Annotated in this window: 21 protein-coding genes; 6 read left to right on the top strand and 15 right to left on the bottom strand. The window is 67.1% G+C overall.

Translation table 11 applies throughout. The features are described 5' to 3' along the window. Positions 1–78: 78 nt before the first annotated feature. The 4 genes from ACLQ62_RS12150 to ACLQ62_RS12135 are packed head-to-tail and all read right to left on the bottom strand — an operon-like array spanning position 79 to position 4,379. On the bottom strand, positions 79–1,092 hold the full coding sequence (locus ACLQ62_RS12150; RefSeq protein ID WP_411721894.1) for a hypothetical protein: 1,014 nt from the start codon (positions 1,090–1,092) through the stop codon (positions 79–81). Next, complete coding sequence (locus ACLQ62_RS12145) at positions 1,089–2,414, bottom strand: sensor histidine kinase (RefSeq protein WP_411721893.1); 1,326 nt, start codon at positions 2,412–2,414, stop codon at positions 1,089–1,091. Before ACLQ62_RS12145 ends, ACLQ62_RS12150 begins: the two co-directional genes overlap by 4 nt. After that, the gene (locus ACLQ62_RS12140; RefSeq protein ID WP_411721892.1) at positions 2,404–3,114 is read right to left on the bottom strand and encodes a response regulator; all 711 of its coding nucleotides are present in this window, start codon (positions 3,112–3,114) and stop codon (positions 2,404–2,406) included. Before ACLQ62_RS12140 ends, ACLQ62_RS12145 begins: the two co-directional genes overlap by 11 nt. Next, on the bottom strand, positions 3,111–4,379 hold the full coding sequence (locus tag ACLQ62_RS12135) for a class I SAM-dependent RNA methyltransferase (RefSeq protein WP_411721891.1): 1,269 nt from the start codon (positions 4,377–4,379) through the stop codon (positions 3,111–3,113). Before ACLQ62_RS12135 ends, ACLQ62_RS12140 begins: the two co-directional genes overlap by 4 nt. Before the next feature lie 57 nt (positions 4,380–4,436). Between ACLQ62_RS12135 and ACLQ62_RS12130 the strand changes: the two genes are divergently transcribed. Next, complete coding sequence (locus ACLQ62_RS12130) at positions 4,437–5,084, top strand: Maf family protein (RefSeq protein ID WP_411721890.1); 648 nt, start codon at positions 4,437–4,439, stop codon at positions 5,082–5,084. Positions 5,085–5,163: 79 nt separating this feature from the next. Then, positions 5,164–6,933 carry an acetyl/propionyl/methylcrotonyl-CoA carboxylase subunit alpha gene (locus tag ACLQ62_RS12125; RefSeq protein WP_411721889.1) on the top strand — a complete coding sequence of 590 codons (1,770 nt, stop codon included), beginning with the start codon at positions 5,164–5,166 and terminating at the stop codon, positions 6,931–6,933. Between the two features lie 372 nt (positions 6,934–7,305). Here the strand turns inward: ACLQ62_RS12125 and ACLQ62_RS12120 are convergent, their stop codons facing one another. After that, a complete protein-coding gene (locus ACLQ62_RS12120) occupies positions 7,306–8,742 on the bottom strand; it encodes an NAD(P)H-quinone dehydrogenase (protein WP_411721888.1) in 1,437 nt (478 codons plus the stop codon). 169 nt (positions 8,743–8,911) lie between these two features. Here ACLQ62_RS12120 and ACLQ62_RS12115 point away from each other — a divergent pair, with 169 nt between their 5' ends. Both ACLQ62_RS12115 and ACLQ62_RS12110 read left to right on the top strand, forming a co-directional pair. Further along, complete coding sequence (locus ACLQ62_RS12115; protein WP_411721887.1) at positions 8,912–9,745, top strand: purine-nucleoside phosphorylase; 834 nt, start codon at positions 8,912–8,914, stop codon at positions 9,743–9,745. Further along, positions 9,745–11,436 (top strand): phospho-sugar mutase, encoded by a 1,692-nt coding sequence (locus ACLQ62_RS12110; protein ID WP_411721906.1) that lies wholly within the window; start codon positions 9,745–9,747, stop codon positions 11,434–11,436. The genes ACLQ62_RS12115 and ACLQ62_RS12110 overlap by 1 nt, the downstream gene beginning before the upstream one ends. A 3-nt stretch (positions 11,437–11,439) precedes the next feature. Here the strand turns inward: ACLQ62_RS12110 and ACLQ62_RS12105 are convergent, their stop codons facing one another. From ACLQ62_RS12105 to ACLQ62_RS12095, 3 genes are all read right to left on the bottom strand, one after another. Beyond that, positions 11,440–11,712: a PTS sugar transporter subunit IIB gene (locus ACLQ62_RS12105; protein ID WP_411721886.1), complete on the bottom strand. Its 273-nt coding sequence runs from the start codon at positions 11,710–11,712 to the stop codon at positions 11,440–11,442. Between the two features lie 21 nt (positions 11,713–11,733). Beyond that, positions 11,734–12,180, bottom strand: coding sequence for a PTS sugar transporter subunit IIA (locus ACLQ62_RS12100; RefSeq protein ID WP_411721885.1), 447 nt, complete (start codon positions 12,178–12,180; stop codon positions 11,734–11,736). Between the two features lie 75 nt (positions 12,181–12,255). Beyond that, complete coding sequence (locus tag ACLQ62_RS12095; RefSeq protein WP_411721884.1) at positions 12,256–13,386, bottom strand: adenosine deaminase; 1,131 nt, start codon at positions 13,384–13,386, stop codon at positions 12,256–12,258. 240 nt (positions 13,387–13,626) lie between these two features. On the opposite strand from ACLQ62_RS12095, the gene ACLQ62_RS12090 reads away from it, so the two are divergent. Beyond that, entirely contained in the window at positions 13,627–14,541 is a 915-nt protein-coding gene (locus tag ACLQ62_RS12090; protein ID WP_411721883.1) for a hypothetical protein, read from the top strand. Between the two features lie 104 nt (positions 14,542–14,645). On the opposite strand, the gene ACLQ62_RS12085 is transcribed toward ACLQ62_RS12090, so the two are convergent. The 6 genes from ACLQ62_RS12085 to ACLQ62_RS12060 form a co-directional block, all read right to left on the bottom strand. Further along, positions 14,646–15,953, bottom strand: a complete 1,308-nt coding sequence (locus tag ACLQ62_RS12085) for a thymidine phosphorylase (protein ID WP_411721882.1) — start codon at positions 15,951–15,953, stop codon at positions 14,646–14,648. Continuing rightward, positions 15,940–16,365 (bottom strand): cytidine deaminase, encoded by a 426-nt coding sequence (locus ACLQ62_RS12080; protein ID WP_411721881.1) that lies wholly within the window; start codon positions 16,363–16,365, stop codon positions 15,940–15,942. The genes ACLQ62_RS12085 and ACLQ62_RS12080 overlap by 14 nt, the downstream gene beginning before the upstream one ends. A 6-nt stretch (positions 16,366–16,371) precedes the next feature. Next, on the bottom strand, positions 16,372–17,652 hold the full coding sequence (locus ACLQ62_RS12075; protein ID WP_411721880.1) for an ABC transporter permease subunit: 1,281 nt from the start codon (positions 17,650–17,652) through the stop codon (positions 16,372–16,374). After that, on the bottom strand, positions 17,649–18,923 hold the full coding sequence (locus ACLQ62_RS12070) for an ABC transporter permease (protein ID WP_411721879.1): 1,275 nt from the start codon (positions 18,921–18,923) through the stop codon (positions 17,649–17,651). The genes ACLQ62_RS12075 and ACLQ62_RS12070 overlap by 4 nt, the downstream gene beginning before the upstream one ends. Further along, the gene (locus ACLQ62_RS12065) at positions 18,920–20,434 is read right to left on the bottom strand and encodes an ABC transporter ATP-binding protein (protein ID WP_411721878.1); all 1,515 of its coding nucleotides are present in this window, start codon (positions 20,432–20,434) and stop codon (positions 18,920–18,922) included. The genes ACLQ62_RS12070 and ACLQ62_RS12065 overlap by 4 nt, the downstream gene beginning before the upstream one ends. Before the next feature lie 85 nt (positions 20,435–20,519). Further along, a complete protein-coding gene (locus ACLQ62_RS12060) occupies positions 20,520–21,605 on the bottom strand; it encodes a BMP family lipoprotein (protein WP_411721877.1) in 1,086 nt (361 codons plus the stop codon). Positions 21,606–21,865: 260 nt separating this feature from the next. Between ACLQ62_RS12060 and ACLQ62_RS12055 the strand changes: the two genes are divergently transcribed. Then, positions 21,866–22,822 (top strand): 5'-3' exonuclease H3TH domain-containing protein, encoded by a 957-nt coding sequence (locus tag ACLQ62_RS12055; RefSeq protein WP_411721876.1) that lies wholly within the window; start codon positions 21,866–21,868, stop codon positions 22,820–22,822. Here ACLQ62_RS12055 and ACLQ62_RS12050 read toward each other — a convergent pair. Continuing rightward, a complete protein-coding gene (locus ACLQ62_RS12050; protein WP_411721875.1) occupies positions 22,819–23,934 on the bottom strand; it encodes a mannose-1-phosphate guanylyltransferase in 1,116 nt (371 codons plus the stop codon). The two genes, ACLQ62_RS12055 and ACLQ62_RS12050, sit on opposite strands and share 4 nt — an antisense overlap. Positions 23,935–24,109 lie beyond the last annotated feature (175 nt).

Here is a 24,109-nt window from a genome sequence, read left to right as displayed (position 1 = left end):
GCCCTGACCCGGGGATTCAGAAGGGCCGGCTTGAGAAAGCCGGCCCTTCTTCCCTTTCACCTCGCGACGCGGATGCCGTCAGTCGACGTCCACGGACATCGAACGCGGGATCTCCAGCCACAGCCGGACGGTGTCGCCGGGTTCGTCCGGATCCGTCGACGCGCTGAGCCCGACCAGGGTGACCGCCACGTCCGAATCGACCGGCGCCGTCCGAACGATCAGGCGATCCGCCTCAGTCCGATAAATCGCGTCGGCCACGGCGCTGAGCACCGCATCGAGTTCGCTGTCCCGGAGGTGGTCCAGCGTTCCCTCGTCGAGCATGCTCACCGTCGTGCCGCGCCGGCGGGCGGCCAGAACGCTTTCCCGCACCCGGTCGTTCAGGAGTCGCCTGCCCCGGATCTCGTCGCGGAGCCCCGCTTCGAGCACCCGTGATTCGATTCTCTGCGACTCGTTGAGCTCACCGCTGGAGAGGATGATGTCGCGGAGGATCGGCAGAGCTCGCTTGCCCGTCTGTTCGAGCCGGGCACGCCGTTCCTGCTCGTGGGCGTCCTGGGCCGCCTGCCATTTCGCGGCTTCCTGTTCGGCCACGGTGAGTCCCTGGGCGTCATGTCCGATCTTCGCAAGGGAGCGGGTGAGGACACCGGCGACGAACACCCACATCAGGCTTCCGGTGACCCCGATCTCCATCGAGGTGCCGACACCGCACCAGACGATCGACTGGACGGTCAGGAAACCCACTCCGATCCAGCCGAACAGCTCACGACGCCGCACGACGGTGATGGTCATGAGCGTGCCGATGGCAGACACATGCCAGGTCGCATATCCGTTGTTGGCCGTCGGGTCGAGCTGGCTGGTGACGAGGAGGGGAACCGAGACTGCCGCTGCCAGCGAGAAGGCGGCAAGCCACAACGGCATGGCCGTCGGACTCGACGGCCACAGCGCGAGAACGGTTGCCACCAGGTAGAGCACCATCGCGGCGATGCTGGGCCACGGCGAGTCCGCCTGCGGGAGGGTGAGCATGCCGCGAACGACGTGGTAGAACGAGAACGCCGCGGCGAGGGCGATCATCGTGTACCGGTTGAGTGAGATCACGGTGCGGTCGCCCCCTCTGGCGCCTCGAGCACGTCGTCGCCTTCCGCCTTGTCCTCATCCGACCAGCGGATGCTGACGCTCGTGCCCGCGCCCGGACGGGAACGAAGGTCGACGGTGCCGCCGACGGCGACGACGCGTTCGATGATCGATACGCGCAAGCCGAGCCGGTCGGTGTGCACCGCCGCGGGGTCGAACCCCGCCCCTTCGTCACGCACGCACACGTGCACGATCCCGTCGTCGCCGACCTCGACGGCGACGCTGCGGGATCCGGTGTCGCCGGCGTGCTGGATGCTGTTCGTCATCGCCTGCGCGGTCGCGAGGTACAGGCTCTCGGCGACCCGGAAGGGGATGCTGTGGCTCACGGAGCCGCGGACGGTGACCTCGAATGACGTTTCCAGGTGCACAGCGTGCTGCCGGAGCAGATCCACGAGCCAGCCGACGGTGATGGTCTGCACCGAATCAGCCGTCGGCGCGTCGAGGGCTGCCAGCCGGCTGATCGCATCACTGGCCATCGCGACGGCGGCGCGGGCCTGCTCGGGAGTCGAGGCGCGATCGGCGGCCTGAAGCGAGGCCAGCACGGTGTCGTGGACAAGGGCATCGACTTCGATCCGTTCAGCTTCGAGTGCGTGCTGTCTCACCGCCTCGTCATACCGGGTGAAAGCAGCTGAACGCGCGTCATCGACCGCTCTTGCCGCCCGTCGGAACATGATGATGAGCACCATGATCACGAGCCCGATCATGGTGCCGTAGAGCGCATCCTGCACGGCGATGTCGAGGTGCACGATCCTTCCGTTGCCGTCGAGAACGCGCGCGAACCCGTAGACCGCCGGGGTCAGAACGATGTAGACGGTCGCCAGCCACGGCCGGACCGCCTGCGCGATGCAGCCGCAGGCAATCGCGCACAGGTACCACGTCCAGGGTTCCACCCTCGACTCGGCACCCAGGCCCCCCGTCGCGAGAGGCCAGGCGGCGACAGCGAGCAGGTAGCTGGCAGCGAAGACGATGTTGGTCACCCGCTGAACCCGCGCGTCGATGCCCGCGATGATCACCATCAGAAGGAGTCCGTGCAACACGAGCAGGTACAGCATCCCCAGCGGCCCCGGAACGACGACTCCAGCACCGAGGGCGATGCTGAGGGTCTGCGCCCCGAAAACAAGCGCCATGAGGCTGACGGAGCGGGCAATCAGCCGTTCGATCCGCGCCACGCTGAAGCGGGGCTGCGTGTCGGCTGCGTCCCTGGCCACCCGGTCGAGGTTCTCGAGGACAGGACCGCGCGGAATGGGCGAGAAGATCGCCCCTGACCGCTGCTGGTCAGTGGTCATCACCGGAGCCCGGGTTGAGTTCGGGCAGGATGCCGTCCTCAACGGCGCGGCGGAGAAGGTCCACTTTGGTCGGCGCCGGCCGGCCGATTTCGACGTACTTGCCCCGGATCCGGTCGAGGTATTCCTTCACCGTCGACGGCGCGATACCGAGCTGCACCGCGACATCCTTCATCGGCAGACCAGAGGCGTACAGGTGCAGCACGTCGCGTTCTCGACGGCCGAGCTGGGCGCGGCTGAAGTCGCCGTCGGCGTCGATGGCGCTCGCCCATTCGAGGTTGTTGAGCGCCTCACCGCTTGCGACGGTCTCGATCGCGGCCACGACGGCATCCGTCGGCGCCGATTTGGGAATCACGCCCGCTGCACCGGCGGCGAGCGCCTCACGCACCGAAGCGACGCGGTCGGCGATGGAGTGGATGAGCACAGCGGATCCCGAGCTGTGAACGGCGCGGACGTTGTCGGTGATGTTGCTGCCGTCGCCGAGGTTGAGGTCGAGCACGACGACATCGCACGGGACACCGCCGGCCTCGGTGACGAATTCCCGGACCGTGGACACGCTGTGCACGACGGTGTGCCCGGCAGACACGCAGACGGCCGTCAGGCCCATCCGGACGGACTCATGATCATCGATAACCGCTATTCGCACCACAGAGCCCATCGTAGGGGTGCCGGCGACCGCTTTCGTGCGGACAGGCGCGCTCATCGGGTCAGAAGGGCGATGGATTCGATGTGATGCGTGTGCGGGAACAGGTCGAACGCCCGCAACGCGGTCAGCTGGTAGCCCTCAGCCGCGAACAGTCCGATATCGCGGGAGAGCGCGACCGGGTCGCAGGCCACGTAGACCAGCTGGGCCGGCCGCAGTTCCGCGAGGCTTGCGACGACTTCCTTGCCGGCGCCTGAGCGGGGCGGGTCGAGAACGACGGTGCCTGCGGCGAGGCGGGCACGTTCCGCTGCGCTTGATTGCGCGACGAGACCGCGCAAATAGGCGTCGACCCGAGCGGTGATGCTCTGCGCGCCGACCCAGTCGGAGAGGTTCTCGGCGGCATGGTCGGTGGCGCGGGCGGACGATTCAACACTGGTGATGCGCGTGGTGCTGCCGAACTTGTCGCCGACCGCTGCGGCGAGCAGGCCGACCCCGCCGTAGAGGTCGAGGTTCGCGGCGCGCGGGTCGAACAGGGCCTCGTCGATCGTCGACTGCACGACGCTGGTGAGCAGTTCGGCCGCCGAGCGGTGGACCTGCCAGAACCCGCCCTCGTCGAGGAAGAAGTCGCGGTCGCCGACGCGTTCGATGATGGTCTGCTCCCGGCGGTTCGCTGGGCTCGTGCCCTTCTTCACCGGTTCACGCACGACGATCCGTGCGCTCTGGGTGCTGCTCGGCGCGATGACGTCAACCGACTCGGCACCGCGGAACTGCTGGTCGAGGGGGGCAGCGGATGCCACCTCATCGGTCGCGAGGGGAAGGTCGCCGACTCGGATCACCCGGTGGCTGCGGGCGGCGTACGGCCCGACGAAGCCTTCCTCGTCGACGTGCAGGCTCACCCGGGTGCGCCAGGCGAGCCCGTCGCGCTCGTCGTCGCCCGGCACGGCCTCAACCTGGACGTCACTCCCGACCCCCGCGAACCGTTGCAGGGAATCGGTGAGGACCTGCCGTTTGAGTTCCCGCTGGTGCGACAGCTCGATGTGACCGAACTCGGCCCCGCCCGCCCGGTCGGCCGGGTCGACGTCGACGGACGATGAAGCCCAGACATGTGACTGGCGATGTGGCGAGGCATCCAGCACCTCGACGGTCTCGGCACGCCAGAAACTTTTCTTCGACGATTCGGTGATCCGGGCGCGAACCCGCTCCCCGGGAATCGCGTCGGCGACGAAGATCACGCGGCCATCGAGCCGCGAGACGAAGACACCGCCGTGGGCTACGTTGGTTATCTCGAGCTCGACATCTGCTGGGTTGTTCGATTGCGCATTCACAGTGAAATCGTCCCACGAATGACGGATGCCTGCTCGCGCAGCAGCCGAAGGGACCTCATGCAGCTCTACCTCGCGTCCACCTCCCCCGCACGCCTCATGCTGCTGCGACAGAGCGGTATCGAACCGGTTCTCGTCCCGTCGCACGTCGACGAGGATGCCGCCGTGGCGGCCGCTGAGTCGGCGTCCGGCACAGCGCTGGGACCGGAGGACACCGTCGCCCTCCTCGCCCGGGCGAAAGCCGAATCGGTGTGGCGGGACCTGGACGGGACGGATGGTCTGATCCTCGGCGGGGACTCCGTCTTCGTCGTCGACGGGGTCATCTACGGCAAGCCGCACACGCCGGAGGCCGCCCTCGAACGGTGGCACCGGCAACGCGGGCGGACCGGTCGCCTGTATTCGGGCCATTGGCTGATCGACCACCGCTCCGACGGCAGCACCGGTGGCGCGGTCGGCGCCGTGGCGTTCGCCGACGTCAGCTTCGCGAACGACATCACCGACGCCGAGATCGACGCGTACATCGCCACAGGCGAACCGCTCCAGGTCGCCGGCGCGTTCACCATCGACAGCCTCGGCGCGCCGTTCATCGAACGGATCTCCGGCGACCCGTCCACCGTCGTCGGGCTCTCGCTGCCGACCCTCCGTTCGCTGGTGCGGCAACTCGGTTACGACTGGACCTCGCTGTGGAACCGGGGCGGCGCTTTGTAGGCATCCGCAGTGCTTCTTCGGTGATTTCTGTGGGCACCGACCAAAAAGCCGGTGCCCGGGGGCAATAGGCTAAGGGACTGTGTCGCGTATATCCAAGGTCCTCATAGCCAATCGGGGCGAAATCGCCGTCCGAGTGATTCGCGCAGCGCGCGACAGCGGGATCGGGTCGGTCGCTGTGTACGCGGACCAGGATCGTGACGCCCTCCACGCCAGACTCGCCGACGAGGCGTACGCCCTGGACGGCTCGACGAGCGCCGACACCTACCTGGTCATCGACAAGATTCTTTCCATCGCCCGCCGCTCCGGCGCCGACGCGATTCACCCCGGCTACGGCTTCCTCGCCGAGAACGCTGACTTCGCCCGCGCCGTGATCGGCGCCGGGCTGGTCTGGATCGGGCCGTCACCCGAGGCCATCGAGAAGCTCGGCGACAAGGTGTCCGCCAGGCACGTCGCCCAGAAGGTCGGCGCACCCCTCGCCCCAGGCACGCTCAACCCCGTTTCGGGCGCCGACGAGGTGCTCGCCTTCGTGGACGAGCACGGCCTCCCCGTTGCCATCAAAGCTGCTTTCGGCGGCGGCGGCCGCGGGCTGAAGATCGCCCGGGAACGCGACGAGGTCGCCGAAGCGTTCGACTCCGCCACCCGCGAGGCGATCGCGGCGTTCGGCCGCGGCGAGTGCTTCGTCGAGAAGTACCTGGACCAGCCACGCCACGTCGAAACGCAATGCCTGGCGGATGCCTCAGGCAACGTCGTCGTCGTATCCACCCGCGACTGCTCACTCCAGCGCCGCCACCAGAAGCTCGTCGAGGAAGCCCCGGCGCCGTTCCTCACCGACGAGCAGAACGACCTGCTCTACAGCGCATCGAAGGCGATCCTCAAAGAGGTCGGCTACGTCGGAGCCGGCACGTGCGAGTTCCTCATCGGCAAGGACGGAACGGTCTCCTTCCTCGAGGTCAACACCCGCCTGCAGGTCGAGCACCCGGTCTCCGAGGAGATCACCGGAATCGACCTCGTCCGTGAGCAGTTCCGGCTCGCCGAGGGCGGCGTCCTCGACTACGACGACCCGATCCCGCAGGGCCACTCGATCGAGTTCCGCATCAACGGCGAGGACCCCGGTCGGGGCTTCCTGCCCCAGCCCGGCCCGATCCACGTGTTCAAGACGTTCGGCGGCCCCGGCATCCGTCTCGACTCCGGCGTCACCGCCGGGGACGAGATCTCGGGCGCCTTCGACTCGCTGCTCGGCAAAATCATCGTCACCGGCGCCACCCGCGAGCAGGCCCTCGAACGTTCACGGCGCGCCCTGGACGAATTCGAGGTCTCCGGCCTGCCGACCGTCATCCCGTTCCACCGCAAAATTGTGCGCGACCCGGCGTTCACCGCCGAGAACGGCACCTTCGGGGTGTACACCCGTTGGATCGAAACCGAGTTCGTCAACGACATCGAACCGTGGGACGGTGAACTCGACGGCCCCCGCGCCTCGAAGACGCGCCACAACGTGGTCGTCGAAGTCGAGGGCAAGCGCATCGAAGTGAGCCTGCCGACGAGCCTCACACCCGGCACCGGCGGCACCGGCAGGGCGCTCGCGCCTGCGCCGAAGCGCCGCGGCGGCACCGGCACGGTGAGCTCCGCCACAGGCAACTCCGTCGCCTCCCCCATGCAGGCGACGATCGTGAAGCTCGCCGTCGAAAACGGCCAGCACGTCGTCAAGGGTGACCTCGTCGTCGTGCTCGAAGCCATGAAGATGGAGCAGCCGATCACCGCCCACAAGGACGGCACGATCGGGGACATCAATGTCGAAGTCGGCGCGACGGTCTCGAGCGGGCACCAGCTGCTCACGATCACGAGCGCCTGACGTAACCGGTTTCGTCTGACCCGGATGCCGACTTCCGCGCCAGAAACTCGACATCTGCGCCAGATGAACCGACGCCGCCGACCGGCCATCCCTTTCATCTGACCCGGATGCCGGTTTCCGCGCCGAAAACCCGACATCTGCGCCAGATGAACAGACGCCGCCGACCGGCCACCCCTTTCATCTGACCCGGATGCCGGTTCTCGCGCCGAAAACACGACATCTGCGCCAGATGAACCGATGCCGCCGACCGGGCGCACGATCCAAGCCCGGTTCGGTCCGCGCAAATGGCTCTCAACGCCGGCGCTCAGGTGCTTTTGCGCACATCGAGCGCCGTGGGTGCAGACATCCTGCACCGCCTCTGCGTCAGGAGGGTCAGTTGACGATGTGCATGGCCTTCGCGGCATCCGTGATGCTGCCGGTGAGCGACGGGTACACCGCGAACGCCCGGGCGATCTCGTCGACGGTGAGCCGGTGTTCGACGGCGATGGCGAGCGGGAAGATCAGCTCGCTCGCCTTGGGTGCGACGATGACGCCGCCGATGACCGTGCCGGACCCGGTGCGCGCGAACAGCTTCACGAAGCCGTCCTTGATCCCCTGCATCTTCGCGCGCGGGTTCGACTTGAGCGGCAGCTTGTAGATCTCGCCCTGCGCGAGGCCCTCTTCGATCTGCTTCTGGGTCCAGCCGACGGTGGCGATCTCCGGCTGGGTGAAGATGTTCGCGGCGACGTTACGCAACTCGGTCGGGTTCACCGCATCGCCCATGGCGTGGAAGATCGCCGATCGGCCCTGCATCGACGCGACGGATGCCAGCGGCATGAAGGTCGTGCAGTCACCGGCCGCGTAGATGTTCGGGATCGACGTGCGCGCCACCCGGTTGACCCGGATGAGGCCACCGTCGGTCATCTGCACGCCGGCTTCTTCGAGACCGATGCCTGCGGTGTTCGGCACAGCGCCGACCGCCATCAGACAGTGGCTCCCTTCGACGGTCCGGCCGTCCGACAGGGTCGCGATCACGCCATTGTCGGTCCTGGTGACGCTGGCTGCGCGGGATTTGTTCAGCACGGTCATCCCGCTGCGCTTGAACACCCCTTCGATCACGGCGGCGGCGTCGGCGTCTTCACCGGGGAGCACCTGGTCGCGGCTGGAGATGAGGGTGACGTCGGAGCCGAGGGCGCGGTAGGCGGAGGCGAATTCGGCGCCGGTCACACCTGAACCGACGACGATGAGGTGCTCCGGCACGGCCGTGAGGCTGTAAAGCTGGGTCCAGTCCAGGATGCGTTCGCCGTCGGGCATCGCGGACGGCAGCCGGCGGGGGCTGCCGCCGACCGAGACGACGATCGTGTCGGCTTCGACCCGGTCGAAGTCGGTTCCGCGGCCGCCGGATTCGGTCGACACGATGACCGCGTCGCGGCCGTCGAGGCGGCCGTCCCCGTGCACGATCTTCACGCCGGCCTGCTCCAGGGTCGCGCGCATGTCCTCCGACTGGTGGCGTGCCAGGCCGAGCAGCCGCTTGTTCACGGCGGCGAGGTTGACGGTGACCTCCGGCTTGACCGGCTTGCCCGTGTCGGTGCGGCTGTAGAACTGCACACCGAGTTCGCTCGCACCGCGCACCGCGTTCGTCGCTTCGGCGGTGGAGATGAGGCTCTTCGACGGCACCACATCGGTGATGACGGCGGCACCGCCGACGCCGGTGCGCTCGACCAGCGTGACGTCGGCGCCGAGCTGAGCGCCGGCGAGTGCGGCCTCATAGCCGCCTGGGCCACCTCCGAGTACAGCGATCCGGTGTTTGCGCTCGAACTCGTAGGTCATTGCTCCATTGTCGCAGCCTGCTACACCGGCACCAAAACGTGACGGCGGCCGAGAACCGCGGCTTCGCGCGGATTCCGGCGCATCGGGCGCCGCAGTGCTCAGTTGTGGCGGAACGCGGCATCTGTCAAATCGAAGGCGGGAAGGCCGACCGGCTGAATAGAATGACGGAATGTCTGACGCACCTTCCAACCCGCTTGACGATCCCACCGCGGATCCCTTCGACATCGCGCTCACCGCAGCGGCCCAGATCGCCGAGAGGACCGGCGTCGAACGGCACGAGATCGCGCTGACCCTCGGCTCGGGCTGGGGCAAGGCAGCGGAGCTCATCGGCGAGACCATCGCAACGATCCCTGCCCACGAGATCGAGGGATTTTCCCGGCCGGCCCTCGAAGGGCACGTCGGCACGCTGAGGTCGATCCTCCTGCCGAACGGCAAACGGGCTCTCGTCATCGGAGCGCGCACGCATTACTACGAGGGTCACGGCGTCCGCCGGGTGGTGCACAGTGTGCGTACCGCTGCGGCCGCGGGGGCTGCGACCATGATCCTCACCAACGGCGCCGGCGGCATCCGGGAATCCTGGACGCCAGGCACCCCCGTGCTGATCAGCGACCACATCAACCTCACCGGAGATTCGCCGCTCGAAGGCGCGACCTTCGTCGACCTCACCGACCTGTACTCCGCGCGGCTCCGGGCGATCGCCCACAGCATCGAGCCGGACCTCGACGAGGGCGTGTACTGCCAGTTCCGCGGTCCGCACTACGAGACCCCCGCTGAGGTCCAGATGGCGAAGAGCATCGGCGGCCACATCGTCGGCATGTCGACCGCACTCGAAGCGATTGCCGCCCGCCAGGCCGGCATGGAGGTCCTCGGGCTCTCCCTGATCACCAACCTTGCCGCAGGCATCCAGTCGACTCCCCTCAGCCACCTGGAGGTGCTCGAGGCCGGGCGCGATGCCGAACCGGTCATCAGCGCCCTGCTCGCCCGGATCGTGGCCGCACTGTGATGACCGACGCCGGCACCGGTCATGTTCTCACTCAGGCGTGGGCGTGGCTCGCCCAGGACCCCGACCCCGAGACGCGGCTCGAACTGGAGACCCTGCTCCGCGACGCCGAGGGCGGCAGCGAACCCGCGCTCGACGAACTGCACAGCCGGTTCGACACGCGGCTCGAATTCGGCACCGCCGGACTGCGCGGCCGCATCGAGGCGGGGTCGGCCCGCATGAACCGGGTACTCGTCGGCCAGGCCGCTGCGGGGATCGCCTCCTACCTGCTCGAGCGCCAGCCGGACGAGACGCCGAGCGTCGTGATCGGCTACGACGGCCGACGGAACTCCCGCGTCTTCGCGACCGACACCGCCGAGCTGATGGCTGGGGCAGGCCTCCGTGTCATCCTTCTTCCCCGGTTGCTGCCGACGCCGGTGCTCGCCTTCGCCGTGCGGCACCTCGACGTGTCGGCCGGCATCATGGTCACCGCGAGCCACAACCCGCCCGCAGACAACGGTTACAAGGTGTACCTCGGCGGGGACGACCTCGGGTCACAGATCGTGTCGCCGTCCGACGCGGAGATCGAGGCGCACATCCTCCGGGTCGCCGCTTCGGCGAGCGTGCTCGAGCTGCCGAGGAGCGCCGACTACGAAATCGCGACCGAGGACGTCGTCGACGCTTACGTCGACGCGACAGCCGCGGTGATGACGAGCGAGCCGGTCGAGCTCAGCGTCGTCTACACGGCGATGCACGGCGTGGGCTGGGAGACCTTCTCCCGGGTCGTCCGGAAAGCCGGGCTCTCGCTGCCGCACTCCGTCGCGGAGCAGCAGGAGCCGGACGCGACGTTCCCCACCGTCGCGTTCCCCAACCCTGAGGAGCCCGGCGCGCTCGACCTCGCTTACGCCCTCGCCCGCGAACAGGGTGCCGAGCTGATCGTCGCCAACGACCCCGACGCCGACCGGCTCTCGATCGCCATCCCCGACGCGAACCGCCCGGAGGGATACCGGCAGCTCAGCGGGAACGAGGTCGGTTCTCTTCTCGGCTGGCGCGCCGCTGTGCTCAACGCCGAACAGGAGACACCGGGCGGTGTGCTCGCCTGCTCGATCGTGTCCTCCCCCGCGCTGGCCGCCGTCGCCCGCGAATACTCCCTCGACTTCGTCGAAACCCTCACCGGGTTCAAGTGGGTGTCGCGCGTTCCCGGCCTGATCTTCGGCTACGAAGAGGCCCTCGGTTACCTCGTCAACCCTGGCACGGTGCGTGACAAGGACGGGATCTCGGCTGCGATCGACTTCCTCGCCATGACGAGCTTCTTCAAGGCGCAGAACCTGACGATCGAGCGGGTGCTCGAGGCGTTCGCCGAAAGATTCGGGTATTTCGCGAGCGATCAGCTGTCGCTGCGGGTCACGAACCTCTCGGATATCGCCGACATCATGGCGTACCTCCGTGCTGACCCGCCCAGCCAGCTCGGCGGCGTCACGATCGCTGGAATCGACGACCTTCGCGACGGCTCGGACCAGCTGCCGCCGACGGATGCCCTCCGGTTCCGGCTGGCAGACGGCTCACGCGTCATGGCACGCCCGAGCGGCACTGAACCGAAGATCAAGTTCTACCTCGACGTCCACCGTCCCCACGAACGCCGCGCTGAGGCATCCGGCATTCTGGCCGCGGTGAAGGAAGACCTGGCCGCGATCGCAGCTGCGGCGACCGTGTAGTGCTCAGCCCAGGGCTTTCTCGATCTTGCGGGTGAGCTCTTCGAGGTCGAAGTAGTTGTCGATGACGACGATGTCGGCAAAGGTCTTGCCGATCTTGTCGACGAGCTCAGGGGATGTGAGGATCACCTGGGCGTCCGCGGCGGCGACAGCGAGCCCGGCGACGTCTGACGCGGTCACCTCGGCTTCGATGTCCAGGGTCTTGAGTACCCGTTCGGCGTTCACCTTGAGGATGCCGGATGTTCCGACACCGGCACCGCAGATTGCGACGATCTTCATGGCAGCCTCCCTGGCTGAGATTCAGTGCTCCGCGAAAAGCACCCGGCGGACGTCGTCCGGCGTCGTGGCTGACGCGATCGCAGGGATCGCGGTGGCGTTGTTGAACACGTTCGCGAGTTCGGCGACCGAGGTGACGTGGTTCTCCGGGTTGGCGACGGCGAGCCCGAGCACGACGCTGACCGGGTCGTTGTGGGGGTGTCCGAAGGCCACAGGTTCGGCGAGGGTGACCACCGAGAGGCCTTCGTGGGTGACGTCGGGACCGGGACGGGCGTGCGCGAGCGCGAGTCCGGGCGCGATGACGATGTAGGCACCGAACTCATCGATGACCTCGATCATCCGCTCGGTGTACGACTCCTCCGTCGCCCCGCTGCGCACGAGCGCCGCCCCAGCCAGCCGCACCGCGTCGCGCCAGTCCCCGGCGCTGGCGCCGAGGTCGATGGCGGAATTCGGGAGGTGCGGCAGCGACATCGGCAAACTCGATTCAGGGGTTGGGGGCGATTTCAGAGTATCGGCTCATCGCGTCGCCCCGGGGTGAGCCGGGCCTCAGCCGCGGTATCTCTCGGCATCTTCGAAGCCCGCCGAGATCGCCTCGGCCAGTTCTTCGCGGTCCTCCAACGGCAGGAACGCCGCGCTTGCCGCGTTCTGCTGGAACACTTCGAGGTCGTCGAGGTCGTACGCGAAGGCATCCGCCAGCAGGCTCAGTTCACGGGTCAGCGACGTGCCGCTCATCGTGCGGTTGTCGACGTTCACCGTGGTTTTGAAACCGAGCTGGTAGAGCAGGTCGAACGGGTGGTCGGCGAGGTCGGTGCCCCATGCGGCGATCGCGCCGGTCTGCAGATTCGACGACGGGCTGAGCTCGAGGGCGATCTCACGGTCCTTCACCCACTGGGCGATGGGGCCGAGAGAGACGTAGGTGCCCTCGTCGTCGCTGCGTTCGACGGTGATGTCTTCGGCGATCCGCACGCCGTGGCCGAGGCGGAGCGCGCGACCGTCGAAGAGCGCGCTCTTGATCGAGTCCAGTCCGTCGGCTTCGCCGGCGTGCACCGTGACGGGGATGTGCTCCTGGGCGAGGAAGTCGAAGGCGACACGGTGCCGGCTGGCCGGGAACCCGGCTTCGGCGCCGGCGATGTCGAAGCCGACGACGCCGTTGCCGCGGTGCCGGACGGCGAGTTCGGCGATCTCGAGAGCGCGATCGGCGTGGCGCATGGCGGTGATCAGCTGGCCGATCTGGATGCTCCGTCCGGCCCGCTCCGCGTCGTCGATGCCCTGTTCGATGCCGTCCTGGACTGCTTCGACCGTCTGGTCGAGGCTGAGCCCGCGGGTCAGGTGCTGCTCGGGTGCCCAGCGCACCTCCCCGTAGAGAACGCCGTCAGCGGCCAGGTCCTGTACGAACTCGCGGGCGACCCGGGTCAGGCCCTCCTTCGTCTGCATCACGGCGGTGGTGAGGTCGAAGGTTTTGAGGTAGTCGACCAGGTTGCCGGCGTCGCACTGCGTCAGGAACCACTGCCCCAGTCGCTCGGCGTCCGTCTCGGGAACGTCGACGCCGACGGCATCCGCCAGTTCCAGGATCGTCTGCGGCCGCAGCGCGCCGTCGAGATGATCGTGCAGGGAGATCTTCGGCAGGGCGGCGATATCGACGCCGTTGGGAAGCTGGAACTGGTTCTCAGAAGTCACCCGCTCAGACTACCGCCCGGGCCCTTCCGTCGCACGGTTCCTGGGTCGGGAGGAATGCCAGGGCTGAGGGGTCCGTAGCTGCTGCTTCAGCTACCTCCGAACGACAACAGAGGACCCCTCACCGGCAATCGCCGACACAAGGGACCCCGCCCTCTCCTCCACCGGTGGACCCGACCTCACGACACTCCACCCCAGGCTGTCCCGGGTGTCTGCGCCGGCGAGATGAGCGACCATGGCCGAATGACGCCTCGTCCGCCCATCCGTACTCCACCTCTCTTCACCGTGCGCGAAGCACGGGACCACGGGATGACGATGGGCCAGTTGCGGAATGCCGCATTCACCCGCCCGTTCCGCGGGGTGCGCAACGCGCCCGGTGTCGTCGTCGATCACCTGCGTAGATGTGCGGCCCTGGCTGCACGGATGCCGTCCGGTCACGCTCTCAGTCATACGACGGCTGCGCTGCTGCACGGAATTCCGCTGCCGTTCGAACTCGAGACCGGTCCTCTGCATGTGACCGCGCCGAGCCCGGCCCGAGGCAGTAAAGCGGCTGGCACCCTCGGCCACCGGTCCCTGCTTCGTGACGAGGACGTCACGACGGTCGATGCGATCCCGGTCACGACGGTCGAGCGGACGTGGTGCGATCTCGCACCGATGGTGGCTCTGCCGGACCTGGTCGCCGCGGGCGATTACCTCTTGCGCTGGACGGCCCCGGCAACGACCCGCGAACTCCTTGTGGAGGCCAGCGATCGCCACCCGTCGCGACGGGGACGACCGACGCGTCTGGCGGCACTCGACCTGTTGTCTGCCTACTCCGAATCCCGGCCGGAGTCCCACATGCGTGTGGCACTCGTCATGAGCCCGCTGCCGGATCCCATCCCGAACTTCCCGGTGTACCTGACGGCTGCGCGACGAAACATCCGTCTCGACCTTGCCTATCCCGCGTACCGGGTGGGACTGGAATACCAGGGCGACCATCACCGCAGCGATCGATCGCAATGGCGAAGCGACGTCGGGCGCGGAAACGACGCCGTCGACGAGGGATGGAGCATGCTCTACTTCACCGGCGACGACCTGCCGGACATGCCTGCCCTGGTGGCACGGGTCGAGCGTCGGTTGCGCTCACGGGGCTGGCCCGGAGCACCAGGAATCGTGTGAGGGGTCCGTTGTTGTTCCGCGGCTGAGTTGAAGGGTCCCTTGTTGTCCCCGATCGACACGTGAAACAGCAATTCAGGACCCCTCGCGCGACAGAAACGCGTGCGCTACTGGATGCGGGCGCGCACCAGGGGCTCAGGCTCGAACGCCGTACCGGGAGCGGCGAGCTCCCACGCCCCCTCGACCGCGTCGAGCGCCCTCGGGAAACGACCGGCGTCATCCGCCGACAGGGTGAACAGCGGTTGCCCCGCATGCACCACATCGCCGGGTTTCGCATGCAGATCCACCCCGGATGCGTGCAGCACCGGGTCCTGCGCACGCGCCCGCCCTGCTCCGAGGCGCCAGGCGGCGATCCCGAACGGTAAGGCGTCCTGGCGCACGAGTACGCCGTCGGAGGGAGCGGTCACCGTGTGGGTTTCCCGCGCGACCGGCAGCGCGGCATCCGGGTCTCCACCCTGGGCCGAGATCGACCGGCGCCAGGTGTCCATGGCGCGACCGTCGGCAAGCGCCGCTTCGACATCGGCGTCCGGCTGGCCGGCGAGGGTGAGCATCTCACGGGCGAGCGCCAGAGTGAGTTCGACGATGTCGGCTGGGCCACCACCGGCGAGCACCTCCACCGACTCCCGCACTTCGTTCGCGTTGCCGATGGCCAGGCCGAGCGGCACACTCATGTTCGTGAGCAGCGCCGACGTGCGCACCCCGGCGTCCTGCCCGAGCGACACCATCGTGCGCGCCAGTTCCTCGGCCTTCGCGTAGTCCTGCATGAACGCGCCTGAGCCGAACTTCACGTCGAGCACCAGCGCGCTGGTTCCCTCGGCGATCTTCTTGGACATGATCGACGAGGCGATCAGAGGGATGGCTTCCACCGTGCCCGTGATATCGCGCAGCGCATAGAGCCGCTTGTCGGCGGGCGCGAGGCCGGCACCGGCCGCGCAGATCACGCCTCCCACGTCGCGGAGGATCGAGAACATCTCGTCGTTGGAGAGGTCGGCCCGCCAGCCGGGGATCGACTCGAGCTTGTCGAGCGTCCCGCCGGTGTGACCGAGGCCGCGACCGGAGAGCTGCGGGACCGCGACACCGAAGGATGCCACGAGCGGCATCAGCGGCAGTGTGATCTTGTCGCCGACACCACCGGTCGAGTGCTTGTCGACGGTGGTCTTGCCGAGGGTGGAGAAGTCCATGGTCTCGCCAGAGGCGATCATGGCGAGCGTCATGTCGCGGATCTCCCGGCGGGTCATCCCGTTGAGCAGGATCGCCATCGCCAGCGCAGCCATCTGCTCATTGCCCACATATTCGCGGGTGTAAGCGTCGATGAGCCAGTTGATCTCATCCGTCGAGAGTTCGCCCCGGTCACGCTTGGTGCGGATGAGGTCGACGGCGTCGAACGCCTCCTGCACGGAGTCAGATACGGTCATCGGTGGGTGCTCCTGCATAGTCGTTGAGCGTGCGCGGGCCGAACGCGTCCGGCAGTACTTCGTCGATGGTGCGGATCCCGGACACGGTCTCGAGGAGCATCCCCGGAACGGCGTGTTCGAACAGCAGCTGCCGGCAGCGACCGCACGGCATGAGCGTGTTGCCGTCGCCGTCGACACAGGTGAACGCGACGAGCTGTCCGCCGCCGCTCAGGTGCAGCGTCGACACGAGGGCACATTCGGCGCACAGGGTCAGGCCGTAGCTGGCGTTCTCGACGTTGCAGCCGGCGATGATCCGACCATCGGTGACGATGGCGGCGGCGCCGACCGGGAACTTCGAGTACGGCACGTATGCCTTGGTCATGGCGTCCGTCGCCGCTTCGCGGAGGGCACCCCAGTCGATGGAATCACTCATGGTTGATCACGCCTTTATGTAGGGTTTGCCGGATGCCGCCGGGCCGCGGACGTAACCGACCAGGCCGGCGACGGCGAAGATCGTCACGACGTACGGAAGCATCAGGAGGAATTCGCTCGGCACACCCGAACCGATCGCGCCGAGCACGTTCTGCAGGTTCGTGGCGAAGCCGAACAGCAGCGCCGCGAGCGTCGCCCGGATCGGATCCCACCGCCCGAAGATCACCGCGGCGAGGGCGATGAAGCCCGCCCCGGCCGTCATCTCCTTGGTGAACCCGCCGACCGAGCCGAGGGTGAAGTAGGCTCCGCCGAAGCCGGCGATGGCGCCGGCGAGCGCGACGTTCCAGAACCGGGTCGCGTTGACCTTGATGCCGACGGTGTCAGCCGCCTGCGGGTGCTCGCCGACCGCGCGGAGGCGGAGCCCCCACTTGGTGTGGAACAGCGCCCACCAGACGACGAACACGGCGATGTACATGAAGTAGATGATGATCGTCTGCCGGAACAGGACCGGTCCGAGGATCGGGATCTCACTGAGGAACGGGATGCTGATGCGCGGGAACCGCGGCGGCGAGTTGAACAGCGGCGTGTTGCTGGTCAGCACCGTGGAGTAGAGGAAGCTGGTGAGCCCGGCCACGAGCACGTTCAGCACGACACCGACGATCACCTGGTCGACGATGTACTTGATGCTGAACGCGGCGAGCAGGAAGCTGACGAGCACCCCAGCGACCATCGCGGCGACCAGACCGACCCACGGGTTGCCGGTGACGGATGCGACGAACGCCGACAGGAAAGCACCGGCGAGCAACTGGCCCTCGATCGCCACGTTGACGACCCCGACGCGTTCGGAGATGACGCCGCCGAGCGACCCGAAGATGAGCGGTGCGCTCAGCGCGACGGTACCGAGAAGCAGTCCGGTGATCGGGATGGTTTCGCCCGCTGCCGCCCAGGTGAGGAACGCCCACATGAACGCGACCGCGAAGAGGATCGTCAGCCACAGCGGCACCCGCTTCGCGCGGCTGGACAGCCAGGTCGCGTATGCGGTGATGGCGACGAGGAGAACGACGAGCAGGATACAGGTGAGCCGGGTCGGGTTGTCGATCGGCGCCAACTGGATGACATCCGCTTCGTTGGAGAGGCGGAACCTGCTCACACCGTCGCGTCCGTTGACGACGAACAGGAGAATGGCGATGAGCGAGAAGATCGCGTACGCGATCGGTGCTTTCCAGCTTTTGATCGTCGCCGACTCGAGACTGGCGGAGATGGACTCAGGCGCGGTCGTCGTGGTCATTTCGCAGCCACCTCCTTCGAGACGTTGGGCAGCAGTCTGCGGCGTGCGCCCTGCTTCGGCAGGAAGAACACCGCCCGGATGAGCGGCGGCGCGGCGATGAACAGGACGATCATCGACTGCACAACGGTCACGATGTCGATCGGGATCCCTTCAGCAGCCTGCATGGCGAAGCCTCCGGCCTTGAACGCTCCGAACAGGATGCCGGCGGCGAAGATCCCCCACGGCTTGCTCCTGCCCAGCAGGGCGACGGTGATCGCGTCGAAGCCGATTCCGGCGTCGATGCCGGCGGAGAACCCGGTGGTCACCGTCCCGAGCACCTGCATCACACCGGCGAGGCCGACAAGGCCGCCGGAGATCAGCATCGCGTACACATACGTGTTCTTCACGTTGATGCCCGCGACTCGCGCCGCGTTCGGGTTCTCGCCGACCGCACGGAACTGGAATCCGAGGCTCGACCGGTTGAGCAGCCACCAGGCGAAGAAGGTGGCGGCGATGACGAGGAGGAAGCCGAGGTGGAGGTTGTACCGCGGGCCGAGGATCTCCGGCATCGTCGCCGTTTCGAGCATGGCCGGCGACTTCGGGTTCACCGAGCCCGGTGCCTGCAGCAGGCCCGGTGTGCGGAGCATCCACGAGATGAGATAGAACGCCACGTAGTTCAGCATGATCGTGAGGATGACCTCGTGGGCGCCGGTGCGGGCTTTCAGCAGGCCGACCAGTCCTCCCCAGAGAGCTCCTCCGGCGATTCCGGCGACGAGCGCGACGGCGAGGTGCACGCCCCAGGGCAGTTCGAAGGAGAAACCCACCCAGCCGGCGCACGCGGCGGCGATGAGCATCTGGCCGCGGCCACCGATGTTGAACAGGCCGACCCGGAAGGCGATCCCGATTCCGAGGGCTGCGGCGATGAGCGGCGTCGCAAAGGTGAGCGTCTCGGTCAGCGGCTTGATCCCATCCAGGAACCCGTCGCGGCGGAAGTTGTAGATCGAGCCCTGGAACAACGCCCCGTATGCGCCGGACACGGCATTCCAGATGGCGGCGAACGTGTCGCCGGGGGCGGCGAAGAAGTATCCGGATGCCGCCTGGACGTCTTCATTCGTCACCGCGATGAGAATGGCGCCGATCACCAGCGCGAACAGCACCGCGAGGATCGAGATGACGAAGTTGCCGTTGAGGATCTCTGAGAGCACCTGGTTGCCGCGTGAGCGCTCATCGCCCTCCGGGGCAAGCTTCGGCTCGTTCGCGGACGGAGCCGTCGTCGCCGTGGTCTCGCTCACGCGGCAACCCCGCTCGGGATCTCGCCGGCCATCATGAGGCCGAGGACGTCCCTCGGGGTGTTCCCCGGAACGATCCCGACTATGGATCCTCTGTACATCACTGCAATCCTGTCTGCGAGGGCGACGACTTCGTCGAGTTCCGTCGATACGACGACGACGGGGATGCCGGCATCCCGGGTCTCCACCATTCTCTTGTGCACGAATTCGATCGATCCGACGTCGATGCCTCGGGTGGGCTGGGAGGCTACGAAGAGTTTGAGGTCTCGGCTCAGCTCCCGTGCGAGGACGACCTTCTGCTGGTTACCGCCGGAGAGTCTGCCTGCCCGGGTGCTGATCGATTCGGCCCGGATGTCGAACTCGTCCTTCTTCTCCTGCGCGAACTCGGCGAGGAAACCCAGCTGGAGGTTGCCCTGCTTGACGAACGGGGGACGGTCGGACCTGTCGAGCATGAGGTTCTCGGCGATGGTGAATTCGCCGACGAGGCCGTCCTCGGTGCGGTCCTCGGGGATGAACCCGACTCCGGCGTTGAGGATCTTGCGGACGCTGAGACCGGTGAGCGACGTGCCGTTGAGGCTGATCTCTCCGCTGACACGGGGCTGGAGGCCCAGAATCGCTTCGGTGAGTTCGGTCTGGCCGTTTCCCTGCACTCCGGCAATCGCGAGGATCTCCCCGGCGTGCACGTCGAAGCTGACGTTGTTGACGACCTTGAGTCCGAGGTGGTCGATCACGTCCAGGTTCTTGACGACGAGGCCGGCGGGGCCGGGCTGTGCCGGGTCCTTGTGCACGGTGAGTTCGACGGCGCGGCCGACCATGAGAGCCGCCAGTTCAGAGTTGGATGCGGTCGGGGATGCTTCGCCGACCACCTTCCCGAGGCGGATCACGGTGATGCGGTCAGCGACTTCCCGCACCTCACGGAGTTTGTGGGTGATGAAGACGATCGAGGTGCCCTCCGACTGGAGCTGGCGCATGATCGCCATCAGCTCGTCGGTCTCCTGCGGGGTGAGCACGGCGGTCGGTTCGTCGAAGACGAGGACCTGGGCGTCGCGGGACAGCGCTTTGATGATCTCGACCCGCTGCTGCACGCCGACAGGGAGGTCGCCGACGAGGGCGTCCGGGTCGACGTGGAAACCGAACCGGGCCGAGATCTCGCGCACCTTCGCGCGAGCAGCGTCGAGGTCGAGGCGCCCTCCGAAACCGGTTCGCTCGTGACCGAGCATGACATTCTCCGCCACGCTGAAGACGGGGATGAGCATGAAGTGCTGGTGCACCATCCCGATGCCGGCGCGCATGGCGTCACCGGGGCCGGCGAAGTGCTGGACGACGTCGTCGAGCAGCACGTCTCCTTCTTCGGCCTGGTAGAGGCCGTAGAGGACGTTCATCAGGGTGGACTTGCCTGCGCCGTTCTCACCGAGGAGGCAATGGATCTCCCCGGGCTGAATGGTGAGGTTGATGTGGTCGTTGGCGACCAGGGATCCGAATCGTTTGGTGATGCCGCGAAGTTCGAGCTTCATGGGGAAATCCTACGTTCCAACAGTTTGGGGAGACCAGCCGGAGCTGGTCTCCCCTACCGTTTGCGGGTGTGAATAGCGAGTACTGCTATTCGGCTGCCGGTGACGACGGCGAGACGACCTCGATGGATCCGTCGATGATGCCTGCCTTGATTTCGTCGAGCTCGCCCTGCAGGGTGTCGCTGACCTTGTCCTCGAAGTCGTGGAACGGCGCGATGCCGACGCCGTCGTTCTCCAGGGTGCCGACATACGGGGAGGCGTCGAAGTTGTCTTCGCCTGCCGCGAGAACGACGTCATAGACGCCGGACTTCATCTGCTTGAGGATGGAGGTCAGGAAGAGCTCCTGGCCGGAGTCAGCGGTTTCGTACAGGTCGGCGTCGACACCGAGCATGGCGACCTCTTTGCCGGAGTCCGCGATCGCTTCGATGGCGCTGAGGAAGATCGGTCCACCGACCGGCAGCAGCACGTCGGCGTCCTGTCCGATGAGGGTCGTGGCGAGCTGCTTGGCCGTGTCGTTGGCTTCGAAGCCGCCGGTGAACGAACCGGTCTGGCCGGCGACATCCCAGCCGACAACCTTGACGTCCTTGCCCTTGGCCTCGTTGTAGTACGCAACGCCCTCGGCGAAGCCATCCATGAAGATGGTGACGGTCGGGAACTGCATGCCACCGAAGGTGCCGACGACGCCGGTCTTCGAGTAGTCGGCTGCGGCGTATCCGGCGAGGAATGCGGCCTGTGCGGTGTCGTAGATGATCGGCTTCACGTTGTCAGCTTCGATCGACGCGTCATCCAGCATGATGAAGTTCACTTCGGGGTTTTCCTCCGCGGCTGCGGAGGTGGCGTCGGCGAGTGCGAAGCCGATCGTGGCGATGAGGTTGCAGCCCTGGTCGATGAGGCTCGTGATGTTGGGGGCGTAGTCGTCTTCGGTGTCCGACTCGACCTCTTTCATCTCGACGCCGAGCTCCTCAGCGGCCTCTTTCATACCTTCGTAGCTGGACTGGTTGAACGACTTGTCGTCGAAGCCGCCCGCGTCGGAAACGATGCAGGGCAGGAAGTCGGATGCCGCCTCCGTCGCGTCTCCATTGCTGGCTGGTGCCTGTCCACAGCCGGCGAGCAGGGCGAGAACGCCCGCACTGGCAAGGCCGGCGAAAGCGACCTTACGGGTATTGATTGTCAATGTGACCTCCAGGATGCTGCCCTGCGGGACTCGCGAGGGCGGGTATGGGTACGTTACCGAATGTTGCGAAGGACGCTGCGCTGCGCGGAACTCTCGAAACAGAAGCGTTACATAGCCGTTCCCGCGAGCATATGGGGATCCCGCGAAGGAGGGGCCCGGCCGCTCTCATGAGCATCACTCCTCGGCCGCTCTGCTCGGATGAGCAGAAATGCCTGCGGGAGAGCGAAACGGGAAGAATCGCCGCGTGTCAGAATCGAGCCATGAACGGGCGATTGATGCTTCTGGACACCGCGTCGCTGTACTTCCGGGCCTTCCACGGGCTCCCGGACACGCTGCGCTCCCCGGACGGCACCCCGGTGAACGCGGTGCGCGGCCTGCTCGACTTCATCGCAAAGCTGGTCACCGACTACCAGCCGGCAGAGCTCGTGGCCTGCTGGGACGACGACTGGAGACCGCAGTGGCGGGTCGACCTCATCCCCAGCTACAAGGAGCACCGGGTCGCGACCCCGAGGTCAGGGGAACCGGATGTCGAACAGGTTCCCGATTTGCTGGTCGCTCAGATCCCCCTCATCCGGCAGGCCCTCGACGTCTTCGGGATCGCCATCGTCGGGGCGCCCCACCACGAAGCAGACGATGTCATCGGCAGTCTGGTGGCCCGGGCGACCGGCCCCGTCGATGTCGTCACCGGGGACCGCGACCTGTTCCAGCTCGTCGACGACGCCCGCGACGTCCGCGTGATCTACACGGCTCGGGGCATGAGCAAGCTCGAGGTTCTCACCGAGGACGTCATCCGCTTGAAATACGGCGTGTCCGCATCCCAGTACGCCGACTTCGCCGCCCTCCGCGGCGACACGTCCGACGGTCTGCCCGGGGTCGCCGGAGTCGGCGAGAAGACGGCGGCCGGGCTGCTCGATACGTTCGGCGACCTCGATGCGATCGTCGCGGCCGCCGCCGAGCGGGGTGCCGGGATGTCGGAATCGGTGCGGGCGAAGATTCTTGCCGCCTCGGATTACCTGCGCGTCGCGCCGACGGTGGTCGAGGTCGTCCGCACGCTCGGCCTCACCGAACCGGATTCCCGGATCCGCCCGCTGTCCGCTGAAGGACTCAGTGCCGCGCGCCGGCTGGCCGCCGACCTCGGCCTGGGCGGCGCTGCCGACCGGGCGCTTCGGGCACTCGGGAACGACCTGGACGCATCCGCCGGACCTGACCAGTCCTAGAGGACGTCGTCCCGGCCGGACAGCTTCAGGGCGTCGACGACGCTCTTGACCCGCTGGGCGTTGGCGCTCGTGGTGACCAGGAGTGCGTCAGGGGTGTCGACGACGACGATGTCCTTCACCCCGATGAGGCTGATCACCCGGCTGGTCTGGCTGACGACGATGCCGCTCGACGCATCAGACAGCACGCGGGCGTTCTCGCCCAGAATCGCCAGGTCCGTCTTTCGCCCACTGGAGTTGAGTTTGGCCAGGGAGGCGAAGTCCCCGACGTCGTCCCAGTCGAAGTGGCCTGGAATGACGGCGAGCCGGCCGGCGGCGGCCGCCGGCTCGGCGACGGAGTAGTCGATGGCGATCTTGGTCAGGGTGGGCCAGATCCGGTCGACGGCAGGTCCGCGGGTCGCCGGGTCGTCCCAGACGGATGCCAATTCCACCAGTCCGGCGTGAAGCTCCGGCTGGTTGCGTGCAAGTTCCTCCAACAGCACGTCCGCGCGGCTGATGAACATTCCGGCGTTCCAGAGGTGGGCACCCCCGGCCACGTACTTCTTGGCGGTGGCGAGGTTCGGCTTCTCCACGAACGAGTCGACGAGAAGCGCTGAGTCCGCCCCGGGCACGTCGAGCGCCGCACCGCACCGGATGTAGCCGAAACCGATCGCGGGTTCGGTGGGCTGGATGCCGATCGCCGTGATGTAGCCGGCGTCGGCAGTCGCGACGGCCTGGGTCACGGCGAAACGGAAGAGGCGGTCACCGCGGATCACGTGGTCGGCGGCGAACGACCCGATGATGACATCCGGTTCACGGTGAACGAGGATCGCAGCGGCCAGACCGATGGCGGCGGAAGAGTCCCGGGGGTCGCTTTCCAGCACGACGTTGTGGTCGGCCAGGTCGGGCAACTGGGCCTCGACAGCCGCACGGTGCGAGCGCCCGGTCACAACCATGATGCGCTGTTCGCCGGAGAGGGGAACGAGCCGATCCCAGGTGGCGCGGAGAAGAGTGCTGCCCGACCCGGTGAGGTCGTGGAGGAACTTCGGGGCATCCGCCCGCGACAGTGGCCACAGCCTCGATCCGATGCCGCCGGCGGGGATCACACTGTAGAAGCGTTCGAGGGGACTGGTCATAATGCCCAGAGTACCGGCACCGTTCTTTCGCGGTCGCCGGAGCCGGAGATATCTCGACGTCAAGACGCTTAGGCTCGCCTTACCGGCGGACGGATGCCCCGGGACCGTAGACTATCAAGGCGCCGTTGTGACGCACGGCCGCCTCATCAGCGGCCAGGAACGCTTTCAAACAGGG

It is taken from the genome of Mycetocola sp. (assembly GCF_046716805.1).
Lineage (GTDB): Bacteria > Actinomycetota > Actinomycetes > Actinomycetales > Microbacteriaceae > Mycetocola_A.
The sequence above is the reverse complement of the archived record's forward strand: the minus strand, read 5'-3'. Positions and strand labels throughout refer to the sequence as shown.